This window comes from Leptolyngbya sp. FACHB-711 (assembly GCF_014695615.1).
Classification (GTDB): Bacteria; Cyanobacteriota; Cyanobacteriia; order Elainellales; family Elainellaceae; genus Leptolyngbya_A.
This window is the reverse complement of record NZ_JACJOR010000259.1, coordinates 1-22,136: the sequence shown is the minus strand read 5'-3', so window position 1 is coordinate 22,136 and position 22,136 is coordinate 1. Positions and strand designations below refer to the sequence as shown.

Annotated in this window: 19 protein-coding genes; 2 read left to right on the top strand and 17 right to left on the bottom strand. The window is 53.2% G+C overall.

All coding sequences use genetic code 11. From position 1 onward, the window contains the following. The 11 genes from H6F80_RS09960 to pilM all read right to left on the bottom strand — a co-directional run. The coding region (locus H6F80_RS09960) for a hypothetical protein (protein ID WP_190791407.1) at positions 1–453 on the bottom strand (453 nt) is incomplete at its 3' end. A 122-nt stretch (positions 454–575) separates the two neighbouring features. After that, positions 576–1,580 (bottom strand): pentapeptide repeat-containing protein, encoded by a 1,005-nt coding sequence (locus H6F80_RS09955; RefSeq protein ID WP_199296480.1) that lies wholly within the window; start codon positions 1,578–1,580, stop codon positions 576–578. Between the two features lie 24 nt (positions 1,581–1,604). Next, positions 1,605–2,963, bottom strand: a complete 1,359-nt coding sequence (locus tag H6F80_RS09950; protein WP_190791406.1) for a hypothetical protein — start codon at positions 2,961–2,963, stop codon at positions 1,605–1,607. 518 nt (positions 2,964–3,481) lie between these two features. Next, positions 3,482–4,504, bottom strand: coding sequence for a tetratricopeptide repeat protein (locus H6F80_RS09945; protein WP_190791405.1), 1,023 nt, complete (start codon positions 4,502–4,504; stop codon positions 3,482–3,484). Positions 4,505–4,992: 488 nt separating this feature from the next. After that, the gene (locus tag H6F80_RS09940) at positions 4,993–6,444 is read right to left on the bottom strand and encodes an FAD-dependent oxidoreductase (protein ID WP_190791404.1); all 1,452 of its coding nucleotides are present in this window, start codon (positions 6,442–6,444) and stop codon (positions 4,993–4,995) included. A 72-nt stretch (positions 6,445–6,516) separates the two neighbouring features. Next, positions 6,517–7,683 (bottom strand): threonine-phosphate decarboxylase CobD, encoded by a 1,167-nt coding sequence (cobD, locus tag H6F80_RS09935; RefSeq protein ID WP_190791403.1) that lies wholly within the window; start codon positions 7,681–7,683, stop codon positions 6,517–6,519. Between the two features lie 20 nt (positions 7,684–7,703). Next, positions 7,704–7,979, bottom strand: a complete 276-nt coding sequence (hbs, locus tag H6F80_RS09930; protein ID WP_190791402.1) for a non-specific DNA-binding protein Hbs — start codon at positions 7,977–7,979, stop codon at positions 7,704–7,706. 552 nt (positions 7,980–8,531) lie between these two features. Then, the gene (locus tag H6F80_RS09925; RefSeq protein ID WP_190791401.1) at positions 8,532–11,006 is read right to left on the bottom strand and encodes a type IV pilus secretin family protein; all 2,475 of its coding nucleotides are present in this window, start codon (positions 11,004–11,006) and stop codon (positions 8,532–8,534) included. A gap of 351 nt (positions 11,007–11,357) precedes the next feature. Then, positions 11,358–12,134, bottom strand: coding sequence for a pilus assembly protein PilO (locus tag H6F80_RS09920; protein WP_190791400.1), 777 nt, complete (start codon positions 12,132–12,134; stop codon positions 11,358–11,360). Further along, positions 12,131–12,982 (bottom strand): PilN domain-containing protein, encoded by an 852-nt coding sequence (locus H6F80_RS09915; protein ID WP_190791399.1) that lies wholly within the window; start codon positions 12,980–12,982, stop codon positions 12,131–12,133. Before H6F80_RS09915 ends, H6F80_RS09920 begins: the two co-directional genes overlap by 4 nt. Beyond that, entirely contained in the window at positions 12,983–14,101 is a 1,119-nt protein-coding gene (gene pilM / locus H6F80_RS09910; protein ID WP_190791398.1) for a type IV pilus assembly protein PilM, read from the bottom strand. 537 nt (positions 14,102–14,638) lie between these two features. On the opposite strand from pilM, the gene purT reads away from it, so the two are divergent. Further along, a complete protein-coding gene (purT, locus tag H6F80_RS09905; RefSeq protein WP_190791397.1) occupies positions 14,639–15,862 on the top strand; it encodes a formate-dependent phosphoribosylglycinamide formyltransferase in 1,224 nt (407 codons plus the stop codon). A gap of 330 nt (positions 15,863–16,192) precedes the next feature. Further along, positions 16,193–16,660 carry an AP2/ERF family transcription factor gene (locus H6F80_RS09900; RefSeq protein ID WP_190791396.1) on the top strand — a complete coding sequence of 156 codons (468 nt, stop codon included), beginning with the start codon at positions 16,193–16,195 and terminating at the stop codon, positions 16,658–16,660. Between the two features lie 80 nt (positions 16,661–16,740). Here H6F80_RS09900 and H6F80_RS09895 read toward each other — a convergent pair whose 3' ends face one another. The 6 genes from H6F80_RS09895 to cobQ form a co-directional block, all read right to left on the bottom strand. Next, positions 16,741–18,267 carry a hydroxysqualene dehydroxylase gene (locus H6F80_RS09895; protein WP_347277855.1) on the bottom strand — a complete coding sequence of 509 codons (1,527 nt, stop codon included), beginning with the start codon at positions 18,265–18,267 and terminating at the stop codon, positions 16,741–16,743. After that, positions 18,260–19,177, bottom strand: a complete 918-nt coding sequence (locus H6F80_RS09890) for an SH3 domain-containing protein (RefSeq protein WP_190791394.1) — start codon at positions 19,175–19,177, stop codon at positions 18,260–18,262. The genes H6F80_RS09895 and H6F80_RS09890 overlap by 8 nt, the downstream gene beginning before the upstream one ends. A 66-nt stretch (positions 19,178–19,243) precedes the next feature. Next, entirely contained in the window at positions 19,244–19,786 is a 543-nt protein-coding gene (locus H6F80_RS09885; protein WP_190791393.1) for an NUDIX hydrolase, read from the bottom strand. Between the two features lie 88 nt (positions 19,787–19,874). Then, positions 19,875–20,363 (bottom strand): 2-amino-4-hydroxy-6-hydroxymethyldihydropteridine diphosphokinase, encoded by a 489-nt coding sequence (gene folK, locus H6F80_RS09880; protein WP_190791392.1) that lies wholly within the window; start codon positions 20,361–20,363, stop codon positions 19,875–19,877. Between the two features lie 30 nt (positions 20,364–20,393). After that, positions 20,394–20,633 carry a 2Fe-2S iron-sulfur cluster-binding protein gene (locus H6F80_RS09875; RefSeq protein ID WP_190791391.1) on the bottom strand — a complete coding sequence of 80 codons (240 nt, stop codon included), beginning with the start codon at positions 20,631–20,633 and terminating at the stop codon, positions 20,394–20,396. A 49-nt stretch (positions 20,634–20,682) separates the two neighbouring features. Next, on the bottom strand, positions 20,683–22,136 hold a 1,454-nt coding region (gene cobQ, locus H6F80_RS09870; protein ID WP_242067267.1), incomplete at its 5' end, for a cobyric acid synthase CobQ.

Genomic DNA, 22,136 nt, shown 5'->3' with positions numbered 1-22,136 from the left:
GGCCGCTTCTGCCTGAGGAAGAGAAGATTGCAGCTTAATGTGATTTTGTGCAAAAACTTTCAGCGTTTTGAAGCCCTGCTTCAGGCTATCAATCTCTTCTTCCTCAACGGGTTCGCTGCCAAACAGTAAGCGATTGATCACGTCGTACACTTCGAGCGCAGCCTGCCGGTCTTTTTCCAGGTCAATCTTAAGCAGTGCCAGATTAGAAAGGGTTTGGACGGCTTGCAGCACTTCGTTGTTTTCGTCTAAGGCTTGCGGCTGGTTCATTTTACTGCTATCAACTTCAATAAAGTCCGAAGGATCTACCCCATTGGGGAACGCATCAGCCGGGATTTCTTCGTTCTCAATCCGGTGGTGAAGCTGCTCCATCGCCTGCTGACGGGATTTCTCGGAATCTTTGCCACGAACAGAAAAGATTAGATCGGGGCGTTCTGGAAGGGTATAAGCAACCATATTTTTAACTGGAGTGATTTGTTTATCTATAGATCTAGTGTACTAAATCCATAGACTTTTCCTTAAGCTAAGTAATTGTAGAAGTTTAATACCCATTCCCGAAAGTTGGGTGATAAATAATGTCAGGGATGAGGGCTACCGTCCGGCATTGTTGCCCCCTGTAAAATTGCACCTTGCAAATTGGTGCTGCTTAACTCTGCTCTGGTCAGGTTGGCATTTGCTAAATTCGCCTGCATCAGATTCGCTCTGGCAAGGTAGGCGTCCACAAGCTGGGCCTCGCACAAGATTGCCTGCCAGAAATTAGTACGGCTCAGGTCGGCGCGAGGTAGACGGGCGGCAGTGAGATTTGCTTTTGCCAGATGAGCGTTGGTCAGTTTGGTATCTGCTAGCAATGCCCCTTGCAGGCTGACGCTTGCCATATCTGCCTCAACCAGGATCGATCGCTCCAGACGGGCATTAATCAGCGATGCACCTCGTAGAATCGATCGCGTCAGATTGGCTTCGGTCAGAGAAGCATTGTGTAGATTTGCCTCAGTCAGGTCAGCATTGCTCAAATCAACTCCGCGCAGGATTGCCTCACTTAAATCTGCGCCGCGCAGATCAACTCGCGACAAATCCGCTCCGGTCAGGTTTGCGCCGCGCAAATCAGCTTTTCTCAGCGTAGCTCCGCGTAGGTTCACCGTGTAGCGATGATTCTCTTGGCGCAGGTTTGCCCCGCGCAAACAGACTCCGGTTAAATTTGCGCCGCCAAGCTGAGCATTTCGTAGATCTGCATTCTGTAGATTCGCATCCAGCAGGTTAGCCAGCGATAAATCCGCACTGCGAAGGTCTGCTCCTGCAAGAATGGCTCCATGCAGGTCAGCGTCTTTGAGAATCGCGCCTGTAAGTTCTGCTTGGGTCAGGTTTGCGCCGCTCAGCTTACTGGCAGTCAGGTTTGCCTTGCTCAGCTTCGCTCGGTTGAGATAGGCAAATCGCAAAACGGTACGCTGGAGGTCTGCCTGGCTGAGATCAATCCCAATCAAATCCGCTTCAGCCAAATCCGATAGTGCCAGCCGTACCCCATTAAAGTTCGTTTTGCCTACACCATACTGCCTGAGCAGATCGGCTGCTTTGATAGCTTCATTCATAGGTTGGTTCGGTGATAGGGTTGATCATCTCAGCCGATCGCCGTCAGGGAAGACAGATGGAGATGGAGATGGAGTGGGAGCAGTCTGAGTGGGAGCCGCAGTATGGGGCAGGGGACTGGTAAGCTGGGAAAACTCCGGCTGAGTGGCTCCTGAGGCATCACCATTCGCAGGCAGAGCAGATGAGCCAGACGAAAACTGTTGGATTGCTTGTAGCAATGCATCGATTGATGGCTGATAAGCCTGGGGATTAGGCAATTGTTTAACAATTTGACCCAGCGCAGTGTTGAGGTAAGCCGCCTGACGATAGGTCTGCATTGTCATTTTCAGGAGGTCATCGAGATCGTAGTCTTTCAGGATGCCTTCGTGCTGCTGTAGCTGAAAGGGTTCGTGCAGCAAAGAAAACAGCAAAATTTTTGTGCGAAGTGGATTGCTTGCCTGCACAACGCTCTGTCGCAGACTAAATCGTTCACTCAACCTCAGGTTCGATGGCTTCAAGTCACTTCCCTGCAAGTCACTTCCCTTAGAGGAAGCCAGGGTTTTGCCTGCGATCGCAGAAGATCCACCATTCGATCGCTTGTTTTGTTCATGCAGTAACGCGGAGAGTGCGGCTGTTGCTTCTGCAATAGTCGAAAATTTTGTGCTACCAGAGCGAGAATTCAAGCTGCTCGTTGCGTCCTCCTCAAAGCACTCCGCCTGAGTGTCCTCCAAAACCGTTGGTTCTGCTGCGACGGTTTCAGAGTCGAAATAAAGAGGCTGGAAAGCTTGAATCAAACGATCGGCAAGCAAGCGATATTGGGCGGATTTGCTCAGCGTTTTCACTACGTTCTCAAGCAGAACACAAAGAACTGTTTTGGTTGGCGTCAGGCTGTGCAGCGTTTGGATAAGCGGCAGAAGCGGTGTTTGCTCTATTGTTTTTCGATCGGACTCCCACTGATGAGTACAGGCGAGGATGAGCAGTTTCTTCAGGCGCAGTGGCTCTGGATCGATCGTGAGCTGTTGGGCAATCGCCTCGTAAATTTGAGGATCTACCGTAGGAATGAGCACGGCGTCCAGATAAATGGGTTTCAGCAAGCCGAGGAGGGTATGGGCAACCAGGATATACTCTGCTGGTCTGTTGAGATGATGTGCTGCCTCTGTTAGACGGGTTTGCAGTTCCTGCCAAGTGGGAGCCAGCGATCGCAGGGTGTGAAGCAAATCGGAAAACTGAACTGCCTCTAATCGAGCTGTGTCACTCTCCCAGGTTCCAGTGCAGCTATAAATCAGCAGCTTTTTGAACCGGAGGCTTTGTGAGTCTTGCGCTAAAGCTTGCAATACTTTAGTTGCCTCAGCTTCACTGGCATGACCGGAAGTAGGAACTGTCGAAACAGAAGAAACGGGAATCATGCGCGGGATACAAGCAAGGAATTAAGATGCAGACTGACAGCATTAGAATGCCCATTACCCCAATCTAGGGATGCGCCTGGTTAATGTTATTTTTATCAAGACTAAATTAACTATCTCAGCGGAACTACGGCAATACGAGAATGCTAGCGTTCAAGACGCAATTACCCCAGAGGAACAGGTTTCGCAGTTGAGTGCAGTTTGCCGCAGAACCACTGGTTGGCCACAGAACTACTAAGGACGCGAGAGGGCTTGTGGCAAAAAGTCTGTCAGTACACGGATAAATCGGGCTGCATAAACGCGATCGAGGAACTGAAGCGTAGGCGATCGTCAGGATACAAACCGTGAGCCAAACCAAACGTGAATCAAAAGTGTGAAACAGAACTGTGAGATAAAACTCTGAGATAAAACAAAAAAGGTAGGCTCAAAACCTACCTCGATGAGACGAATTTTATGAAACTAATAACGAATCAGAAGTTTAGGTAAGGTAGACCGCGTGTACCCTGAAGAGATTCCAGCCCTTAGAGCGCATCCATTAAGCGTTTAACCCGCTCAACAAGAGGCTTGTGCTCAATTTGTTCGCTCAACTTACGAGCATCTTTGTAGTAGGACTGTGCCCATTCTTTCTGGTTCATCGTGGCATAAACCGAGCCAATGTTGAGTAGGGTTGAGATTTCGCCCAAACAGTCACCCAAATCCCGGAAGCGGTTAATGGCTTTGTTATAGAAGCTGAGTGCTTGCTTGCGTTCGCCCAGCAGACTGTAGGTAAAGCCGATGTTGTGCAGCGTATTTGCCTCGCCCGATCGATCGCGCATTTCTTTGCGAGTCAGCAGAATCTGGTGATACAACAGCAGTGCTTCTTTCGGTTGACCCATATCGCTGTAGATCGAGGCAATGTTGTTGAGAGTAGTCGCCTCGCCCGAAAGGTTTTTGATTGCCCGCTGGATCGATAGAGCCTCCTGGAAAAAGCCCAGGGCTTGCTCTGACTTGCCCATTGCCGTGTAGGCAAAACCAATGCCGTTGAGGGTAGTCGCTTCACCAGAGAAGTCGCTCAACATTCGACGCATTGCCAGAATTTGATAATGCAACAGCAGGGCACGCTTCGGCTCATCCAACTTAGTATGAATCAGAGCAATATTGTTCAACGTCGAGATTTCGCCCTGCGTGTCTCCCAGGCTCTTGAAAATAGGCAGTGCTCGGCTAAAAAATTCTAGAGCCAACGATAGCTGTCCGAGATGATTGTAGGAGGAGCCAAGATTGCAGTAGCTCGTTGCTTCGCCCTGGTTATCGCCCAGTTCCTGAGTGCGTGAAAGTCCCTGATAGAAGAATTCAAGGGCCTTTTGAGGCTGCCAGCAGTGAATGTAGGCTAAGCCAACATCGTTGAGCGCATGACCTTCTCTGGTGCGGTCTTGCATCTCTCTAGAAAGGCGGAGATTTTGTCTGGAAAGGTCGAGATATTCTTTATATTTTCCCTGCTTGTAGAAGGCGTTTGCCTCTGTACGGCGGGTTTCCCATTGCTGAAGCTGACCAAGTAACTGCGCCATCGGGGTTTCGTGAAGATTCATCAGGTGGACTGGATTGCGGTACGGTGACTACTCTAAGGTAGTCATACTGATGACTAAATTACTCCCCCAGTTAGGGAAGCTTATCTATCATTCTCTACCTTTTGGTACAGGACGTAAAGCGGCAAATATGCTGAACTCTTAGACTACTTTTTCAGTGGGATTCGCAAAACTGATACTCTCACTTCATCAGAGAATTTTAGGTATAAATTTCAAGCCGTTTTAATTGAAAGAACTAATCAAGATTCAGAAAAAAATAGGCTGATTCTCTAGAAAAGAAGCTGAGCTTTAGTTTTGCGCTGATCGCATTACTTTAGCCAGATAGAAACTTAGCCGAGCCCGAAACACAATACCCACTATGCTGCTGTTCGAAGTACGTGTGAGCAGGTTGTTCCTTTATACGTGTGGCGAAGCGATGACGCCGTTGAAGGGGTTGAGAAAAATCCGTTGATGTGACTCAAAAAATTGACTTATGAAGACCAGGAACGACGGAGATCAAAATAGCGATCGAGCCAGGTGCGCTGTCCGGTCGTTAATCTCTGGTATCGCCAGGTATAAGTCAGGGCATGAAGCATCTCTGCAAACGTGGGGGATGGAATCGGCAGCTGCGCCAATTGCGCCATCGACAAGTTTTGCTGCATTGCCAGCGTCAGAATACTGATCCATTCACTTGCCTGAGGTGAAACGATCGTTGCCCCCAGAATTTTACCGTCCTGCCGCAGGATAAGTGTGCAGAAGCCAGCCATTTCTTCTTGAAGATAAGCTCTGGCGATCGTCTGGGTTGAAGTCGTCAAGATCCGCACCGCTTTGCCGTAGGTTCGTCTGGCTTTTATCTGATTCATGCCCACCTGAGCAATCTGCGGATCAGTAAACAGCGTCCAGGGCACAAGGTGAGACTGAACCTTTCGCGGCGAGAGAAGCAGCGCATTATGCAGAACGAGATCGGCTTCTTCCCGAACCAGCTGGGGCAGCGCGAATCCGCCTAGAGTTTCGCCGCAGGCATAAACACGCGGATGGGTCGTCTGGAGCATGCGGTTAACTGTTACCCCGTCTGGAGTCCACTTCACCCCGATCGCTTCTAGCTTCAGGTGCGCCAGATCGAGCCGTCTTGCTGTTGCTAGCAATAGCAGATTTGCTTCAATGCAGTGTGCTTTTCCACTTGCATCCTGTCCATAGAGCCGAATGCCAGAGTTCGTTGTCTGAACCTGTTCGATGCTGACTCCGGTAAAGAGCGAAACTCCTTCGGCTTCAAGCTGCGCCTGGATGAGCCGGACTGCTTGCGGATCAAATTGGGGCAAAAACCGTGATTGAATCAGCGTCACCTGTACGCCAAGCCGCTGAAGGATCTGGGCAAATTCGATCGCCTGCGGGTCGTCTCCCAGAATTGCAATTCGCTTGGGCAGCGTTTCTCCCTTAAACTCAGCCAGTGCATCCAGCGTTAAAACAGTAGCTCCGTCCAGTCCGAGAATTGCAGGATAGATCGGTAGACCGGGCAGTGCCAGCAGGTAGGCCCGCGATGAGAGCGATCGTCCGTTCACCCGGTAGCCCAGGCGCGGTAGTCGATGAAACTCACCCTGCCCCACAATTACGTCTACTCCTGCCGCCGCAAGCTGATCGAGGGACTGCTGCTGCTGGATCATTCGCGTTTCGGTCAGTATTGGAGCAGTTTGAGCAGCAAGGTTGAGCAGTTCGGGGGGGGAGGTGAGCCGAGTAGGGTGGGGCATTTCTTGTGATCGGGGCAACTGCTCTATCCGATAGCTCAGGTTTGCCCATTCGCTCAACAGCATCCGAAAATTATCAGTCCCTCGAGGCGGCTGTGGCTCCACTAAAGCAACCTGCGCCTGAAATCGACAGGCCAGCGCGGCAACCGATCGGGCAACGGTCGTACCGCCCAAAATCACAAGGTCATAGTCTACAGCCATGAGCAGATCAAGATGCAGGATGGGGCAGAACGACAGTTACTTCTAAACCGGTTACTTCTAAACCAGTTACTTCTAAATAGAATGGGGCAGCACTTGAGCCAGGGCATCGAGCAATCGTCTATTCTCAGACTCGGTGCGAACCGCAACGCGAAAGAAGCGATCGCCCAGTTCAGGAAAACTTGTACAGTCGCGAATCAGGATTCTGTGCTGCTGAAGAAGCTGGCGCTGCAATTCGATCGTAGACCCCTGGAACCAGACCAGCAAAAAATTTGCCGCACCGGGCAGCGGAGACAAACCGGGCAGGTCAGCCAGTCCTCGATAAAGCTGGTTTCGGGCGATCGGGAGCCAGTCGAGGGTTTGCTGCTGAAATGCAACATCCGTTACAACTGCCTCGGCTGCTACCGCCGCTAGCGTATTCACCGACCAGGGATCGCGCCACTGCTGCCAGCGATCGAGGCGATCGGGGTGAGCAATCACATAGCCAAATCGCAGTCCCGGAAAGCTGTAAAACTTGGTGAGCGATCGAAGGATGACCAGATTGGGAAAGTCGGTGATGCGATCGATCAGGCTTTGCTGTTCGTCTGGCGGTAAAAAGTCCATAAACGCTTCATCCACAACGACCAGCGCGTAATGTTCCAGCAGGGGCAGCAGGGATTGTTGGTCGAACAGTTGCCCAGTGGGGTTGTGAGGGTTGTTGAGGAGAAGCCCGGTGGAGGAATGGGGGAGTGAAGGCGTGAGGGGAAGAGGAGATGAGGGGGTAGGCGGTAGAGGCGAGGTTTGCTGTTCGTTCTGGATTTTGAGCAAAAACGCTTTGCCAGACTTGCTTGGTTCGGAGGACGAGGGAAGGACGATGGGACAGGGGACGATTTTGGCGTCGAATGCCCGGAGTGCCCGCAGGTAGTCGCCAAAGGCAGGGGTGAGCAAATGGGTGGCGTTGAGTTCTGCCAGTTCGCGGCTTGCCCAGGTCAGCAACTCGGCAGAGCCGTTGCCGGGGAGAACCCAATCGGGGGAAAGGCCGTGGGTGGCTGCGAGAGCTTGCCGCAAGGAGGTGTAGCCCGGATCGGGATAGTGGCAGAGATCGCGGAGGCTGGACTGGATGGCGACGATCGCAGACTGAGGTGGACCGAGCGGATTAATGCTGGCAGAAAAATCCAAAATCTCAGAAGGGGAACAGCCTGCCAGGGATGCTGCCCAGGTTAAGTTCCCCCCGTGTCCGGGTATCCGGCGTGATGGTTGCACGATGTTCGCGGCTTGTGGGGTTATTTGCCCACCATTTCCTTAAACAGTTTACCAGCCGAGAATGCTGGCACTTTCGTTGCCGGGATTTGCATCGCTTCTCCGGTTTTCGGGTTGCGACCTTCCCGCTCTTTGCGCTCACGTGGCTCAAAGGAACCGAAGCCGACTAGCGTGACTTTGTCGCCGTGGGAAACTGCTTCCATAATGGAGTCGATCGCAGCCGTTAAAACTGCATCAGCTTGCTTTTTGGTGACGTTTGCTTTTTCTGCAACCTTGTCCACTAGTTCGCCTTTGTTCATGGTTATCTCCTTGCAATGGTAATCAGCGAAGTTAATGATTAGACTCTCACGAATTAGCATCGTTGATCTAATCGGTGGAATTCGAGAAGGAAATCAGACAGCGATCGCTGAAACCCTTGTTAACTCGAATTTTCAATGCTTTATTCTAAATGCAAGATCCCCAATATGGATCGATCAAACCTTTAATTTATGTAGATTTGAAGCACTTTTTAAAAAATTCCTGCCGATCGACGGGGTTATGACAGCAGAAAGCTGCAAAACTGTGTACAAATACTTATGAAATTCACGTTTTTACCATCAGGAAGAAGTCTTGCGAAGCCCGTGCTGCTCACTCCTGAGCAAAAACAGAGCGGAATAAGTTTTGCATCATTTCGAGAAGGAATTACACCGATCGACCTTATCCTTTTAATCCTTTCTGATTGAAAATCACGAGTCGATCGATCCGTTGCCGGAGGCAGAAAATCAACTCGTGATCGTTTAGAGGATGTTTGAGAGGTTACGACTATTTCCCGAACCGCCCCTAACTCTCAATTCGGGGGGAACGGAGTTGCCTTAGGGAAGCTGAACCCCCTGTCGGCGTAAAATCTCATCGGCTTCTGGGCTAGGCGTATAGCGATAGCCAAAAGAAGAGAAGTCTGAATCATCGAGCACACGCGGGGTCAGCAGCACGATCACTTCTTGACGCGTGTTGTTGCGGTTGGTTCGTCTGAACAGCGCACCCAGGATCGGAATATCGCCCAGAATTGGTACTTTGCTGACGGAAGTACGATCGGTTTCCTGAATAATACCGGACAAGATTAAGGTTTGCCCGTCTCGAATTCGTACCTGACCGGAGGTTAATTGCCGTACTGAGAGTAGCGTTACCTCCCCATCACCAACTTGCCGCGTTTCAACTGGAGCCGAAACAGTAGGAGCGATCGCCAGGGTGACAAACCCGTTATCGTCAATACGGCTGACATTTACCTGGAGCTGGAGTCCTGCGACGGCTTTTATAATGTTGACCTGTTCCCTTGTGCCGCTGGGCGTGTCCACACGCTCAATTTCAGTTTCGGAAATTACTTCCTGTCCCAGGTTGACAGTGGCTTGCTGTCCTTCCTGGATTACCAGCGTTGGATCGGTCAGGATTTTGGCATTGCCGCTGACAACCTGGGCTTGCAAGCTTGCCAGGAATCGCGTCGGATAGCGGAAGAACGACGGTAATCCCGATTCGGCAGTTCCTACTTCGCCTCGCTCAACGTTGGCGTTGCCGTCTGCGTCAATTGTAATCACCGTATCTTCTGCCAGTTCAACATCGGTGATTCCAGTCTCGAAGGGATCAGTCGAAACCCCGCCAACACGACGCAAAAACTCGGCTGCGGCTGAGGCTGCTACACGGCGCACAGTTCCGTTTCGCTCATCAATGATAATTGTCCCCGGTGTCGTTCCTGGAATGCGGATACCCGGTTGATCAACATCAAGGAACGTATTGCCGCCCGCAAACGGGTTAGGAATCGCGGGTGGACTCAGCACGCTGCTGCCTGCGGTTGCTGCATTAGGCGGATTGTTGCCGCCGTAGTTGATAAAGGCATTGCCCCCGTCACTCAAGACAAAGGTATCGCCCACGCCAAACGAGAAGCTGGTGTTGAGGTTATCCGTTGCTGCCAGGTTGACATCCACAATTTTGATGTTGACTGCCACCTGACGCTGGCGCAAATCAAGCTGAGACAGCAGTGACCCGGCGACTTGTACCTGCTGGGGCGTCCCCACCAGCGTGACAGCCTGAAGCCGTTCATCAGTTAGTACCGATAACCCTCTCAGCAGGAGTGGACCTGCCCCCGCCGTTGCTGCCAGAGGAATAATCTGAGTTGTTGTGTTGTTTGTGACAATCTGGTTTGCGCCTTCACCCTGCACGGTCCGAGTCGTGGACTCAACCACCCGCTGGGTTTCTGCACCCTGAGCACTGAGGAAAGAAGCAGCAGCGGCAGCTGTGACCTGATTCAGGCGCAGCGTACGAATAATGTTGTTTCGGGCAGATGCCGGAAGCAGCGTTCCCACAAAAATGGTTCTGCCGCTACGGTTAGCTTGTAGGTTTGCGACGCGCAGCACATAGTTGAACACATTCTGGACTGGCTCATTTTCAATATCGAGGGAAATCCGCACATCTTGCGGTGCGCCCCCTCCTTCGGCTGGAGCCGCAGCTTGCCCCGGTCCTTGCGCTTGAACTGCCTGATCAAGATAAGCTACGTTGAGTCCCGCAGCCCTTGCCAGCAGTGATAAAACTTCCCGTGCCGGAGCATCGCGCAGCACCAGACGCGGCACAATTTCGGATGTGCCCAGATTGATTTCTTCGGGGGCAGCATCTGTACTGGAAACCGAAATATCGCCTAATGGCGGCGCAACCGCTCTGGGTAGCAAAGGCGGGGCTGCTTCACGCGAGGGCTGCACCACCGGAACTCCCTCGATCGTCACTTGAGGATTGGGAACCAGCACATCAGGCGCAGGCGCATTCGGGAGAGGAACTGCCGGAGCAGCTGGAGCCGGAGCAGCCGGAGCTTGAGCCACCTCAGGCGCAGGAACAGGAATTGCCGTCGCTGTTGAGCTGCTGGTGTCATTGGCTGAGCTGCCTTCGGAAACCCCATTGACATTAAGCACAATGCCACGCTGTCCCTGATTGATCTGTCCATTGGGGGTGCCGCTGCCGCCGTTGACGGTAACTCGCACACTGTTTGTGTCAAGCTGGGCAACGCTGACCGAGCTGATCCCGGGAGCCGGATTGTTTTGCACAAAGCCGCTGTTGTCGGGCAGGCTGAGCTGAGTATTAATTAAGTCTGCGATCAGGGCATTGCCACGATTCACAGTGAATACCTGAGGTCGATCGCCCTGACGGGTTTGCAGCACTACCTGCATTCCGCGATCGGTTTGATTCACCTGTACATTTGTAATCTGGGTTGCCGCCGCACGAGCGGGCTGAGCCGAGACGCAAATTATCGCTGCCCCTGTCAGGAGGCTTCCCCCCAAAATTCCACCAAACTGATAATGCCGATTCACGATTCACTCCTCCTTCGGGCAATGGGTCAACTGGAAAGAAAACAAAACTGTCATGCCCTGGTCAAACACACACAATCAAACACACAATCGAACCCGCACAATAGCAAGCAAATCCACTTAAACTTGCCGACAGACCCGGAGGATATTTGATTTGAAAAGTCATGCTTGCGGTTCAAGCTGCCCCCAGACCTTTAATTTTGGGAAAACCCGACTTCCTCCCAACTCTCAAAGCCCCCACCGAAGGGAAATTTAGGGACAATGCAGCACCGCTCATACTCCTTAACCATCCTCTAGGAACGACTTCCTTTAATCTGGATACTTCACCTCAGGCTCTTGCAATGGAAACAGCCTTTACTGCGCTGGAGGGCTTGCCGCTGCCGGAGCAGTTCTTGCGGCTCCAGGTGGGTTAATCGGCACTAAAGCCTCCAGCCGGAAGCCAGTCTCCACGCGGGTTTCGGGCTGCCCTGCCGGGACAATTTGCCCTTGCGGACTCAGCACAATTCGCTGGGTGCTGCGATCGAGTTCGGACCTGAAGTTATCCACGACCAGCAAGGGCTGAAGCCGCTCGATGTTGCGAATCACCGACTGCGTCTGCGGGAACGACCCCAAAACCTGGACATCATACACCCGCCGTTCGAGCTGGTTATTCACCGCTGCACCGAGGGAGCCATCTGTGACCGGACCGGAAGCATCGGGCAAAAAATTAAACCGAGAAAGTCTTGCCCGTCGATCCGGGTCTTGAATTCCCGCATTCACAGACTGCACCCGCTCGTTCACATCCAGCAAAAGCGTATCCAGGCTTTCCTCGGTGGCAAATAGCCCCAGCACATCTGCCTGAAGCTGCTGAGCCGATCGCAGCCGTTCTCTCGCCTGAGCAATCTGCTGCTGAGCATCGCCCAAGTTGGCAAGTTCCTGCTGCTTACTTTGAATATCGGTCTGAAGCTGCTGGTTACGATCGAGCGTAGGCTGCACCAGATTCGCCCAGAGCAAATAAGCCCCGACTGCTCCCGCAACTGCCAGCGCAATACCGCCGACCGTAGGCGTGAGGCTAATGCCAAACACCTTGGGGTACGACGGTCCTTCCAGATCGCGACCTTCTGTAGGAATAAAATCTCCGCCAACGGTCATGGTTTCAAAACTCCTCTATCCCGAAGTGCCTGAATTCTTGAAGCCAGTCCTACAGACAGCGTGCGTTCCAAATCGCGCAGCAGCTCTGACGCAGGCAAACTGGTCAGATTGCTCTCTATTGTGTATTCCACCACTTGCGGTAGCTCCACAGTAACCGCTCCGCCGCCCTGACCCGAAAACTCGATTTGCGTCGCGTTGTCTATTAGCCGCGAACCAACTAGCCGCACATCTTCGCTGTCCAAAAAGGGCGATCGTTGCAGCGTCAGCACAAAGTCATTCACATCATTAAACGATCGCGCCTGTCCAGTAATTCGCACTCTGGGCACGCCAACCGAAGCAGGGGGCGGTGCTGCCTGAGGCACAGGGCTGGCTTGTGGACTGGCTCCCGGACTTGGGCTGGCTACCGGACTCGGACTGGGCGCAGGGGCAGCCGGAGGGGGTGCGGGTTCAAGCTGCTCGATCGCCTGAATCTGCACATTGCCGGGAACCCGTGAGCGAACATCCTGCAAGATGGCAGACCAGGGACGAATCTGGTCAAACACGGTCGCGAGCGCCTGGTTCTGTGCCTCGATTGCTTGCACCTGCTGATTAATGCTGTTGACTTCCCCCTGCTGCACCCGAAGAGCGGCGAGCTGATTGTCGAGTTCAGCAGACTGTTGTTCCAGGGTACGGTTTTGGTTTTGCAGCAGCAGCCAAGCTCCACCTGTGAGTGCCAGCAGCGCAACGCCGACCGCTGCCCCAATGTAGATTGGACGCGGATCATCCCGCACGACTGCCCGTCGCTGGACACCTTTGACTGCCTGCCGCTCGGAGCGATCGCTAAGAAAGTTGATATCGAGACTATACATTTACCACGCCTCCCGTAAGCTCAAACCCAGAACGACCCCCAGCCCCACGCGCTGCATTAGCGGAATATCCTGCTCAACTTCGAGCGATAGGGCATTCACCGGATCAACCGCGCTTGTCGGTAGACTCAACCGCTGGGAGAAAAACTCATCAAGCTGCCCGATCGCCCCGCCTGGTCCTGCCAGGAGGAGCTGAGCCACTTCCATGTTTTCGCCCTGGTTGTGATAAAAGTCGATCGATCGGCGCAGTTCGTCTGCCAGTTCGCCCAGAACGCGCAGCATTGATGCCGTACCCGGATTCATACCGCCCTTAGGTGGAGCGGTTGTGCCCATACTGTCCATCGGCACGATCGGAATCGTCATGCCTTGAAGCAGATCGATATTGCGCGACGGCGGCAGATTCATTGCCCGACTCAGAGCCGTTTGCACTTGGTACGTCCCGATCGGCACAGTGCGCGAAAACTGCGGTACACCATCTACCACGATCGAAATTTCGGTGTTTTCAAACTGAATATCGACGATCGCGGCGGCTTCCTGCGGCGAAAACTGGCGCAACTGCTGCCGAATCGTGCGGATCAGCGAAAAGCTGCTGATTTCCAGCACGTCCACAATTAGCCCCGCTTGCCGGAAGGTATCGAGATAGGAATCAGTTACTTCTTTACGGGTTGCGACCAGCAAGACCTGCACCTTCTCAATGCCATCTTCGTCCACGAAAAAGCCGAGTTTTTGATAGTCTACGTCAGCTTCCTCCCGGGGAAACGGCAGATACAATCCCGCTTCCTGGTTCAACACCATTTCGCGCAGTTCGCGATCGTCCAGCTCAGCCGGAACCGGAATGATGCGCGTCACCGTGTCCCGCCCGCTGGGAATTGCCGTTGCAGCGTGTTTGACTTTCAATTTGCTTTCTGCCAGCAAAGACTGAAGAATTTCTGCCATGCCTGCCGAATCAACAATTTGTCCTTCTTGAAACACGCCCTCTGGCACTTCTGCAGAAGCCAGGGTGGTTAGCTGAAAGCCCTGCCCCTTCTTCTTTAGCCGCGCAACATTGACGCGATCGGGCGTTAACTCGACCCCGATTCCTTTTGTTTTTTTGGAAAATAGACTTTTGAGGTTACTAACCACCGTTTCTATCCGTATCGCTTAATAAGAAAGCAGAAATACCGAGAGGATGAGTTGAAGTCAACTCAAGGACAAAACTAGATAACAGTCCAACCCACTCTGAGCCACCATTATGCTAATCCAGGATACCCAATCTAAATCACTTTAGATCGTCCTATCCTTTGCGAAAAATGAATGACGACAGAAATTGATCCTCCTATCAAGATAAAAACCTTGAAACTGGAAGACCTGTTCTGGACTTCTTGGACTCGATCGCTACTTGTGAAGTTCTGAAAACTAGACCCGGCAAACCCCAAATTCCGCCGTAAAGCTACCTGAGCGATTTAATAACGTTTCAAACCGCAGATTTTACAAACCGGAATTTGGCTCAACATATAGAGAACTTCTGGCGAGATGATAACTCAATTTCTGAGAAGTGGAACGAAATTGAACAAATTTTTTGCGGGCAACATCTCGAAATTCGATTCAGTCTTGCCAATGGAATTGTAGATTGATTAATAGAGCCATTTATTATCTGTAATTTCTTTCGCGAGATTTTCTATGTGCCCATCCCCATCTGCTCTGCCCTGGCAACCCTGGGGCACACCGCTCACGCCCTCTGCTCAACGCCTGCTGCTGCTGGGTTCAGGAGAACTGGGGCGAGAAGTGGCGATCGAAGCGATGCGGCTGGGAATCGAGGTCATTGCAGTCGATGCCTACGCGAACGCCCCCGCAATGCAAATTGCCCACCGATCGCACGTTATGAAGATGCTGGACGGTGATCAGCTTCGTCAGCTCATCGAGCAGGAGCAGCCCGATTTGATTGTGCCAGAAGTTGAAGCGATCGCCACCGCCACTTTAATCGAGATGGAGCAGGAAGGCTGGCGCGTCATTCCCACCGCAAAAGCCACTTATCTCACCATGAACCGGGAGGGCATTCGCCGTCTGGCAGCAGAAGACCTGGGCTTACGCACCTCTCCCTATCGCTTTGCCGAAACCGAAGCCGAGTATCAGGACGCGATCGCCGCTCTGGGATTGCCCTGTGTGGTGAAGCCCGTAATGAGTTCCTCAGGTAAGGGACAAAGCACCATTCGCACCGAAGCCGAAATTATCCCTGCCTGGGAATATGCCCACGCGGGAGGACGAACCCAAAATGCACGGGTGATTGTTGAAGGCTTTATTCAGTTCCATACCGAAATCACGCTGCTCACGGTGCGGGCGACCGATGGCACTCACTTTTGTCCGCCGATCGGTCATTTGCAAATTAGCGGCGACTATCGCGAATCGTGGCAGCCCTGTCCATTGCCGGAAGCAACGCTGAAACAGTGCCAGGACATTGCCGCTAAAATTACCGATGCCCTGGGCGGCTATGGCATCTTCGGTGTGGAGCTATTTATCGAAGGCGATCCAAGCGGTGAACAAATCGTGTACTTCAGCGAAGTCAGCCCGCGCCCGCACGACACAGGCATGGTCACCCTGATCAGCCAGAATCTTTCGGAGTTTGAGCTGCACGTTCGCGCCATTGCCGGATTGCCGATCGGATCGATCGACCTAATTCAACCCGGAGCCTCAGCCGTGATTCTGGCAGACACCGCAGGCGAGAATCCTCAGTTCACCGGAGTCCAGGATGCGCTGAAAGTGCCGACTAGCAAACTACGTTTGTTTGGCAAACCGAAATGCCACAAAAATCGCCGCATGGGAGTTGCGCTGGCACTGGGAGAAACAATCGATCAGGCAAGAGAACGGGCAAAAGCCTGTGCTGGGGCAGTCAAGGTGATTGTTTAGAGAATGGTTTCAAGCTGCTGATCAAGGGTTCAAGGGGCGCGCAGATAATTCAGGCATCCAGATGTTTATGCAAGAGAATCTGATAATGGCTTGCTGGCAAGCGGTGCGCGGGTGGCAGGCGAGTTTTTGCTGGCAGCAGTGATTGGATTTCCGAGCGGGATATTAAACCTTGCCATTCAACAATTCGATTCAAACAGCGAACTAGGTTAGGCACAGACTGCAACGCATCCCATCGCTAAACAACACAGGTCAGGCGATCGCGAACTCATTCTGCTTCTGGCTCACGCCTCACTCAGCCAAACCCAACAAGGCCTGGATCAATGCGATAGGATGAAAGCTGCAAACGTGTTATTAAAAAGTGAAATTGTTACGGTGGGCATTAGTCGGATCGACCAGTTTGAAAAAAATAATTTTGGCTATTACGTGAGGCTAAAACGGCAGGGAAAACAGGTTGCAAAGTTCTTTTCTGACAGTAAATATGGCGGACAGAATAAAGCACAGCAAGCCGCCCAAACTTACTATCAAGAATTGCTGGAGCAGTTTCCCGCAGTCTCTCAAGCCGGACGAAAAACCGTTCGCAATACAAGCGGTTATGTGGGCGTAAGCAAAACCAGTTCGCTCCGCAAAGGACACGAATACGAATACTGGCAGGCGTGCTGGGGCAGCGGAGCCGATCGCAAAAGCGTCAAGTTTTCGATTCAAAAATACGGCACGATTCGAGCAAAACAGCTTGCAATTCAAGCAAGACGATCGTGGGAACAGGAAGCCGTTCAGCCAGCATCAGTTTCGCAGGGGTAAGTCGATTGTCTTGAAACAGCCTCTTCGATCGGTCGCGGCTTAGACTCCCCACTCTAGATTCCTCGATAAGACAGCAAGAATTAAGGCAGCCAGAACTGAGGCAGCAAAGACTGACTGACCTCGCGGATCGATCGATTCACGCTGCGCGCAAGCTGAATATGGGGTTCGTCCGGTTCCACAGGTAGAATGGATGCCGCTGTGCCGCGACGAAAACGATCGATTACCTGATTGGCGGCTTCGAGTCCGGTGACATACGCCTTTTCCTGCGACCAGGAGCCGTGGCGCGTCACAATCCAGTCACCGCTCATATAGAGATTGGCGATCGGCGTGGTGACGGGCAGCATATTCGGGTAGCTTCCGGGGGCGAAGTGGGTGACGGCTCTGGGCAGACGAATCACGCTGCTGTCGATTACCTTTGCCTGGGCAAATTCGGGCACACAGGTTGCCAGGTCGCGCTGCACTTTGGCGATAATTTGCTCGTCGCTGCGAGGCAAAAGCTGATTGGCGTGGTAAAAATCTACCTCAATTACGCTGCCTGGCTCGTCCCGAAATTCGTCGTGCAGGGCGTTTAGATCAAAAAATGTCCAGCCTGTGGTTGTGTCAAAGCCAAAGCAGGCATTTGAGGGCAGCGGTACGTTCACTTTGCGATCGAACCAAAGCCGAGTTGCCAGGACATCGATCGCTCCCAGATTCATTAAATTACAAAACTCGGGGAAGCGTCGCAGAGTTGCACTGTTGCTGACAATTTTCTGCATTCCCGTCACGCCTACGGCAAAAATCACCGCATCGGCTTCAAAGGTTTCTTCGCCGCAGATGATGCCCTTCACCTTGGGTTGATCTGATTCCTCGTTTAGCATCAAATCACTGACCCGTCGATTGGTCAGCACCCTGCCGCCCGCCTGCTGAATTCGCTCCATCCACGGACGAGAAATCGTTGTGCCCACGGTGCCGCGACACCAGACTACGTCAAAATCGGGCTGGTGCGCAAGGATGAAGTAATAGAGCATTCCCAACGCTGCCGCCGCCGAACACTGCTCTCCGGGGGCAAACAAACCCACCAGCAGCATCGGTTCAAATGACTCTTTGTATAGCCGCGCCGACACGCCAAACTGCTTAAACAGTTCACGGGCAGTCACGCCGTCATAGCGTCGCCAGGCTTCATCTGAGTTATCAAAATCTACCAGAGCATAAAGCAAGGGCAGCGCAGACAGACGATCGACCAGCGGCAATCGCTTAAACTTGGTGTAGAGAAACGTCCCCAAAGGTGTGGGCAGTCGCGGTTCCTGCTGAAAAATGGGCGATTCCACTTCTAACCCAGCAGGCGAATACTGAGACGATCGCGTCCACTCTGTAAACGGCTGAATGCCTAATTCATCGACGAGCGAGAAAATATTGCGATAGGGATACCAGAACCCGTGGATTCCGGCTTCAACCGATCGCCCGCCGGGGGTTTGCCAGCCTGCCACCAGTCCACCCGGATAGGCTCCCGCTTCCAGCAAGGTCACGTCATAGCCCTGTTTTGCCAAATGATAAGTTGCGCCCAGACCTGCCCAGCCTGCTCCCACAACGACCACTTTTGGAGCTGCTAAGCCAGAAGCATTAGCCACAGCGTCCGCCTCCCAGCGTTGAACCGCCATTTCCTGCAAGTACCTGAATCCACCCTTCTGCTGGAGCCACAATATAAGCTAAACGCTGGCTGCCGATCGTCTGGGTTGCGCCCGTAAACTGAAAGTTATAGGTTCCCACAGGAATAATTGAAACACCTGTGCTGTTCAGATCGGGCTGTCGGCGTACCACTAAACCTTCACGCGGCAGCACATCGCACGTGGTTGTCACGATCGCCCTCCCGGTTGGAACAGGCTGAGGAGAGACGATCGCAGGCAGAGGCGGAACCGTGGGACGAACCGCAATATTATTGGACTGGTTATTCGGTTGGGGTGTGGGCTGCGGAAAAGCCTGGGGCTGCGGAAAGCTCTGCGGAGCAGCAGAAAGGGGCGGGACGGTGACCTGCGATCGTCCAGGCGGTAGGTTGGGCTGTGGGAAGTTCGGTGGGGTGACAGAATTAACGGGCGATCGGGTGGCAGCAGGCTGCGCTGGGTTCACTTGCGGGAATGAAGTTGGATTGACACTGGCTTGCGTCACACGGGCTGGAACCGATCGCTCAGGCTGAGCCGAAACGGGATAAGCACAGGGAGTCGGGGGCGTGAGATAGCGGGCTTCGACCCAACCTACGATCGGTTCCCGAATGCGGCTCCAGCCCGTTCCGGTTCCGATAACTTCCAGGCGCACAGTTTGTCCGGCAGGAAGGACTCCCTGCGAAACGCTGATGGGGTCGGGCTGCTGGTAAACTCCGGCAACGGTATTGGTCTGGCGACAGTTGGTCTCGCCTGCCTGGGCAATTTGGAACGATTTCGGATTTGATCGTTCATTCAGGTCAATGGCAGCGCCTGGCAAACTGCTGAGCACGATCGCCAGCCCACTTAAAACCGCAACCTGACCCAGTAAATCAATGCCCATCTTTCCCCACCCACAGAACAAAATTCTAGATGCGAGGAATGATAGCACGGGATTAGCGGGCAGACCTTAGACCGACAGGAAGGGACGCGCCAGGAAAAAGCTGCAAATTGATTTCGCGTCGATCGGTTCTCCGTTTGAAATCGATTGCTCCAGTTCCTCAGGCGACATCAGCACCGTTTCGATGTCTTCATCTTCGTCCTGGTTGGGCGGCGTTTCGAGCTTTTTTAAATCCTGCGCCAGAAACGCATAGATAATCTCGTCGGAATAGCCCGGAGCCAGATAAAACTGCCCCAGTTTCTGCCAGCGATCGGCGTGATAGCCCGTTTCTTCTTCAATCTCTCGCTGAATCGTGGTGAAGGGATCTTCATTCGGTTCGATCGTGCCCGCTGGAAATTCAAGCAATCTGCCTTCTGCCGCAAAGCGATATTGCCGCACCAGCACCAGTTTGCCCTCTGGTGTGACGGGAACTGCCAGCGCACCGCCCGGATGCCGCACGCACTCCCAGTCGCCGATCGCGCCATTGGGCAGCCTGAGCCGCGCTACTTCAAAGTTAAACTTGCGTCCACGGTAGAAGAGTTTGTCTTGCAGGCGATCGGGGGGTTCGAGCATCGGGGTGGAGGCGTGAGTGAATGGGGAGGGGGTGGGAAGGGAGTTCAGCGCTTGGCTTGCCTTTGATTGAGTCGAGCTTTGGCAGGGGTTATGCGAGTTGCTGGACGCCCGATCGATCGACTTGCTGGGCGAGGGTAGCGATCGTCTTTCCAGAGACAGGTTCTATCCAGTTAGGGGCGATTTCGGCGAGGGGAATCAGGACAAAGGCGCGATCAGCCATACGCGGATGGGGAATTTGCAGTTGGGGGAGGGTCAGGGTCAGATTGTCGTACAGCAGTAAATCGATATCGAGGGTTCTTGCGCCCCAACGTTCGCGGCGGACTCGCCCAAACTGTTTTTCGATGTTAAGCAGGGTGTGCAGCAGGGTTTCGGGAGCAAGCGAGGTGGAGAGGATGGCACAGGCGTTTAGATAGTCGGGCTGAGGGGGACCGATCGGCGCAGTTTGGTACAGGTGCGATCGAGCTGCGACGTGAATTCCCGGAATAAAGTCAAGCTTGCTTAAGGCATCCTTCAGCGTGGCTTCTGAATCGCCCAAATTGCTACCTAAACCGATCGCCGCTTGATGCCCAACGCTCAATGATTTCTCCTTTTCTCCTTGCTAAACCCCTTACCAAGTCGGATCAACAAATAAACTAATCGTGAGTTCTGCCCGTCCCGGAGGCACGGAGCTAATGCAGGCACGAATGGGCTGACCGTCTTCTAGCTCAACCTCGCAGGCATGGCACGACCCCATCAGGCAACCTGTGGGAATGACCAGTCCGGCGCGATCGGCAACCTGAAGCAGCGGCTCTCCCACCTCAGCGGCTACGGTTACATCATCGGGTAAGAAACGCACCTGTACGCTCATTAGGGCTCTTCCACTGCAAAGACACTGCCAAGATCAAGAATTAGGATAATCACTTGTCGAGGTGTTGCAGAATCGGGTTCAAGTCAAGATGCTGACCCACTGCACTCGCCAGTGTATCAAACATCGCTTCTCGCTGTTCCCGATAGTTGGGAATGCCCGTGGGCAGAGATTTTAGACCGCGCTGCTGCCGGAGTCGATTCAGCCAGGCTCGCCGCCAGGGACCGTTATCGAAAATGCCGTGCAGGTAAGTGCCCCAGATCGACTGGGTGGTATCAACCACACCGAGATTTTGGTCTTCAAACAGCGGCTTAAACACGGGTTCGTTGCCTTCGCCGTCTGACTCTGCCAGGTGGCTGCGTCCCTGGTGAATTTCGTAGCCTGCTACGGGCAGTCCGGGCTGGGGAAAATTAGACGTGACCAGTCGTTGACGGGCTACTTTTTGTCCAGTAATCACCGTCTTTAGCGGCACAAGTCCCAAGCCTTTGTATCGTCCTTCCTGTCCTTCCAGTCCTTCAGGGTCTGCCAGCAGTTTGCCCATCATCTGAAAGCCCCCGCAAATACCCAGAAGCGTGCCACCTGCCGCGACGTAGTTTTGGATTTCTTCTGCCATTCCAGTGCGTTGCATTGCGACCAAATCGGCGATCGTCGTTTTCGATCCAGGCAAAATCACCGCATCGGGATAACCAAGGGATTCTTTCAGCGTCACATATTTCACATTCACCGAGCTTTCCGATTCAAGCGGGTCAAAATCTGTGAAGTTCGAGATTCGGGGCAAACGAATCACCGACACCATCAAATCAGCATTGCTGTTCCGAGCGGGACGATCCAGCAGTGACAACGAATCTTCTGCCGGAAACACTTCTTCAAACCAGGGAATCACCCCCATCACTGGAATGCCCGTGCGCTTCTCCAGCCAGTCAATGCCGGATTGCAGCAGTTCCCGCTGTCCGCGGAATTTGTTGATTACGATGCCACGAATCAGTGCTCGCTCTTCGGGTTCCAGTAGTTCTAGCGTACCGATGATATGGGCAAAGGCTCCACCCCGATCGATATCCACCACGAGAATGGTCGAAGCATTGAGATATTTGGCAACCCGCATATTCGTCAGGTCGCGATGCTTCAGGTTCACCTCTGCCGGACTGCCCGCCCCCTCACACACGATCAGGTCAAACTCCTCGCCCAACCGCTGAAGCGATTCCTCGATCGCCTGCCAGCCCACCTCAAAAAACTGGTCGTAGTAGTCGGCGGCTCCCACTCGTCCGGCAACTCGCCCCTTAAGAATGACCTGAGAAGTCATGTCGCCCTGGGGCTTTAGCAAAATCGGATTCATCTCCACTCGCGGCACAATTCCCGCAGCCCAGGCTTGAACGGCTTGCGCATGACCAATTTCACCGCCGCTCGGAGTCACGTAGGCATTCAACGCCATATTTTGTCCCTTGAAGGGAGCCACTCGCCAGCCGCGCCGCGTCAGCATCCGGCAAAGTGCGGTTGTCAGCATAGATT

Coding starts and splice junctions, on each gene's coding strand:
- H6F80_RS09885 (WP_190791393.1), bottom strand. CDS start 19,786: ATGCTCGAACCCCCCGATCGCCTGCAAGACAAACTCTTCTACCGTGGA.
- purT (WP_190791397.1), top strand. CDS start 14,639: ATGTGCCCATCCCCATCTGCTCTGCCCTGGCAACCCTGGGGCACACCG.
- H6F80_RS09940 (WP_190791404.1), bottom strand. CDS start 6,444: ATGGCTGTAGACTATGACCTTGTGATTTTGGGCGGTACGACCGTTGCC.
- H6F80_RS09915 (WP_190791399.1), bottom strand. CDS start 12,982: ATGTATAGTCTCGATATCAACTTTCTTAGCGATCGCTCCGAGCGGCAG.
- H6F80_RS09890 (WP_190791394.1), bottom strand. CDS start 19,177: ATGGGCATTGATTTACTGGGTCAGGTTGCGGTTTTAAGTGGGCTGGCG.
- H6F80_RS09945 (WP_190791405.1), bottom strand. CDS start 4,504: ATGGCGCAGTTACTTGGTCAGCTTCAGCAATGGGAAACCCGCCGTACA.
- hbs (WP_190791402.1), bottom strand. CDS start 7,979: ATGAACAAAGGCGAACTAGTGGACAAGGTTGCAGAAAAAGCAAACGTC.
- H6F80_RS09950 (WP_190791406.1), bottom strand. CDS start 2,963: ATGATTCCCGTTTCTTCTGTTTCGACAGTTCCTACTTCCGGTCATGCC.
- H6F80_RS09920 (WP_190791400.1), bottom strand. CDS start 12,134: ATGACCGTTGGCGGAGATTTTATTCCTACAGAAGGTCGCGATCTGGAA.
- H6F80_RS09955 (WP_199296480.1), bottom strand. CDS start 1,580: ATGAATGAAGCTATCAAAGCAGCCGATCTGCTCAGGCAGTATGGTGTA.
- H6F80_RS09900 (WP_190791396.1), top strand. CDS start 16,193: ATGAAAGCTGCAAACGTGTTATTAAAAAGTGAAATTGTTACGGTGGGC.
- H6F80_RS09875 (WP_190791391.1), bottom strand. CDS start 20,633: ATGAGCGTACAGGTGCGTTTCTTACCCGATGATGTAACCGTAGCCGCT.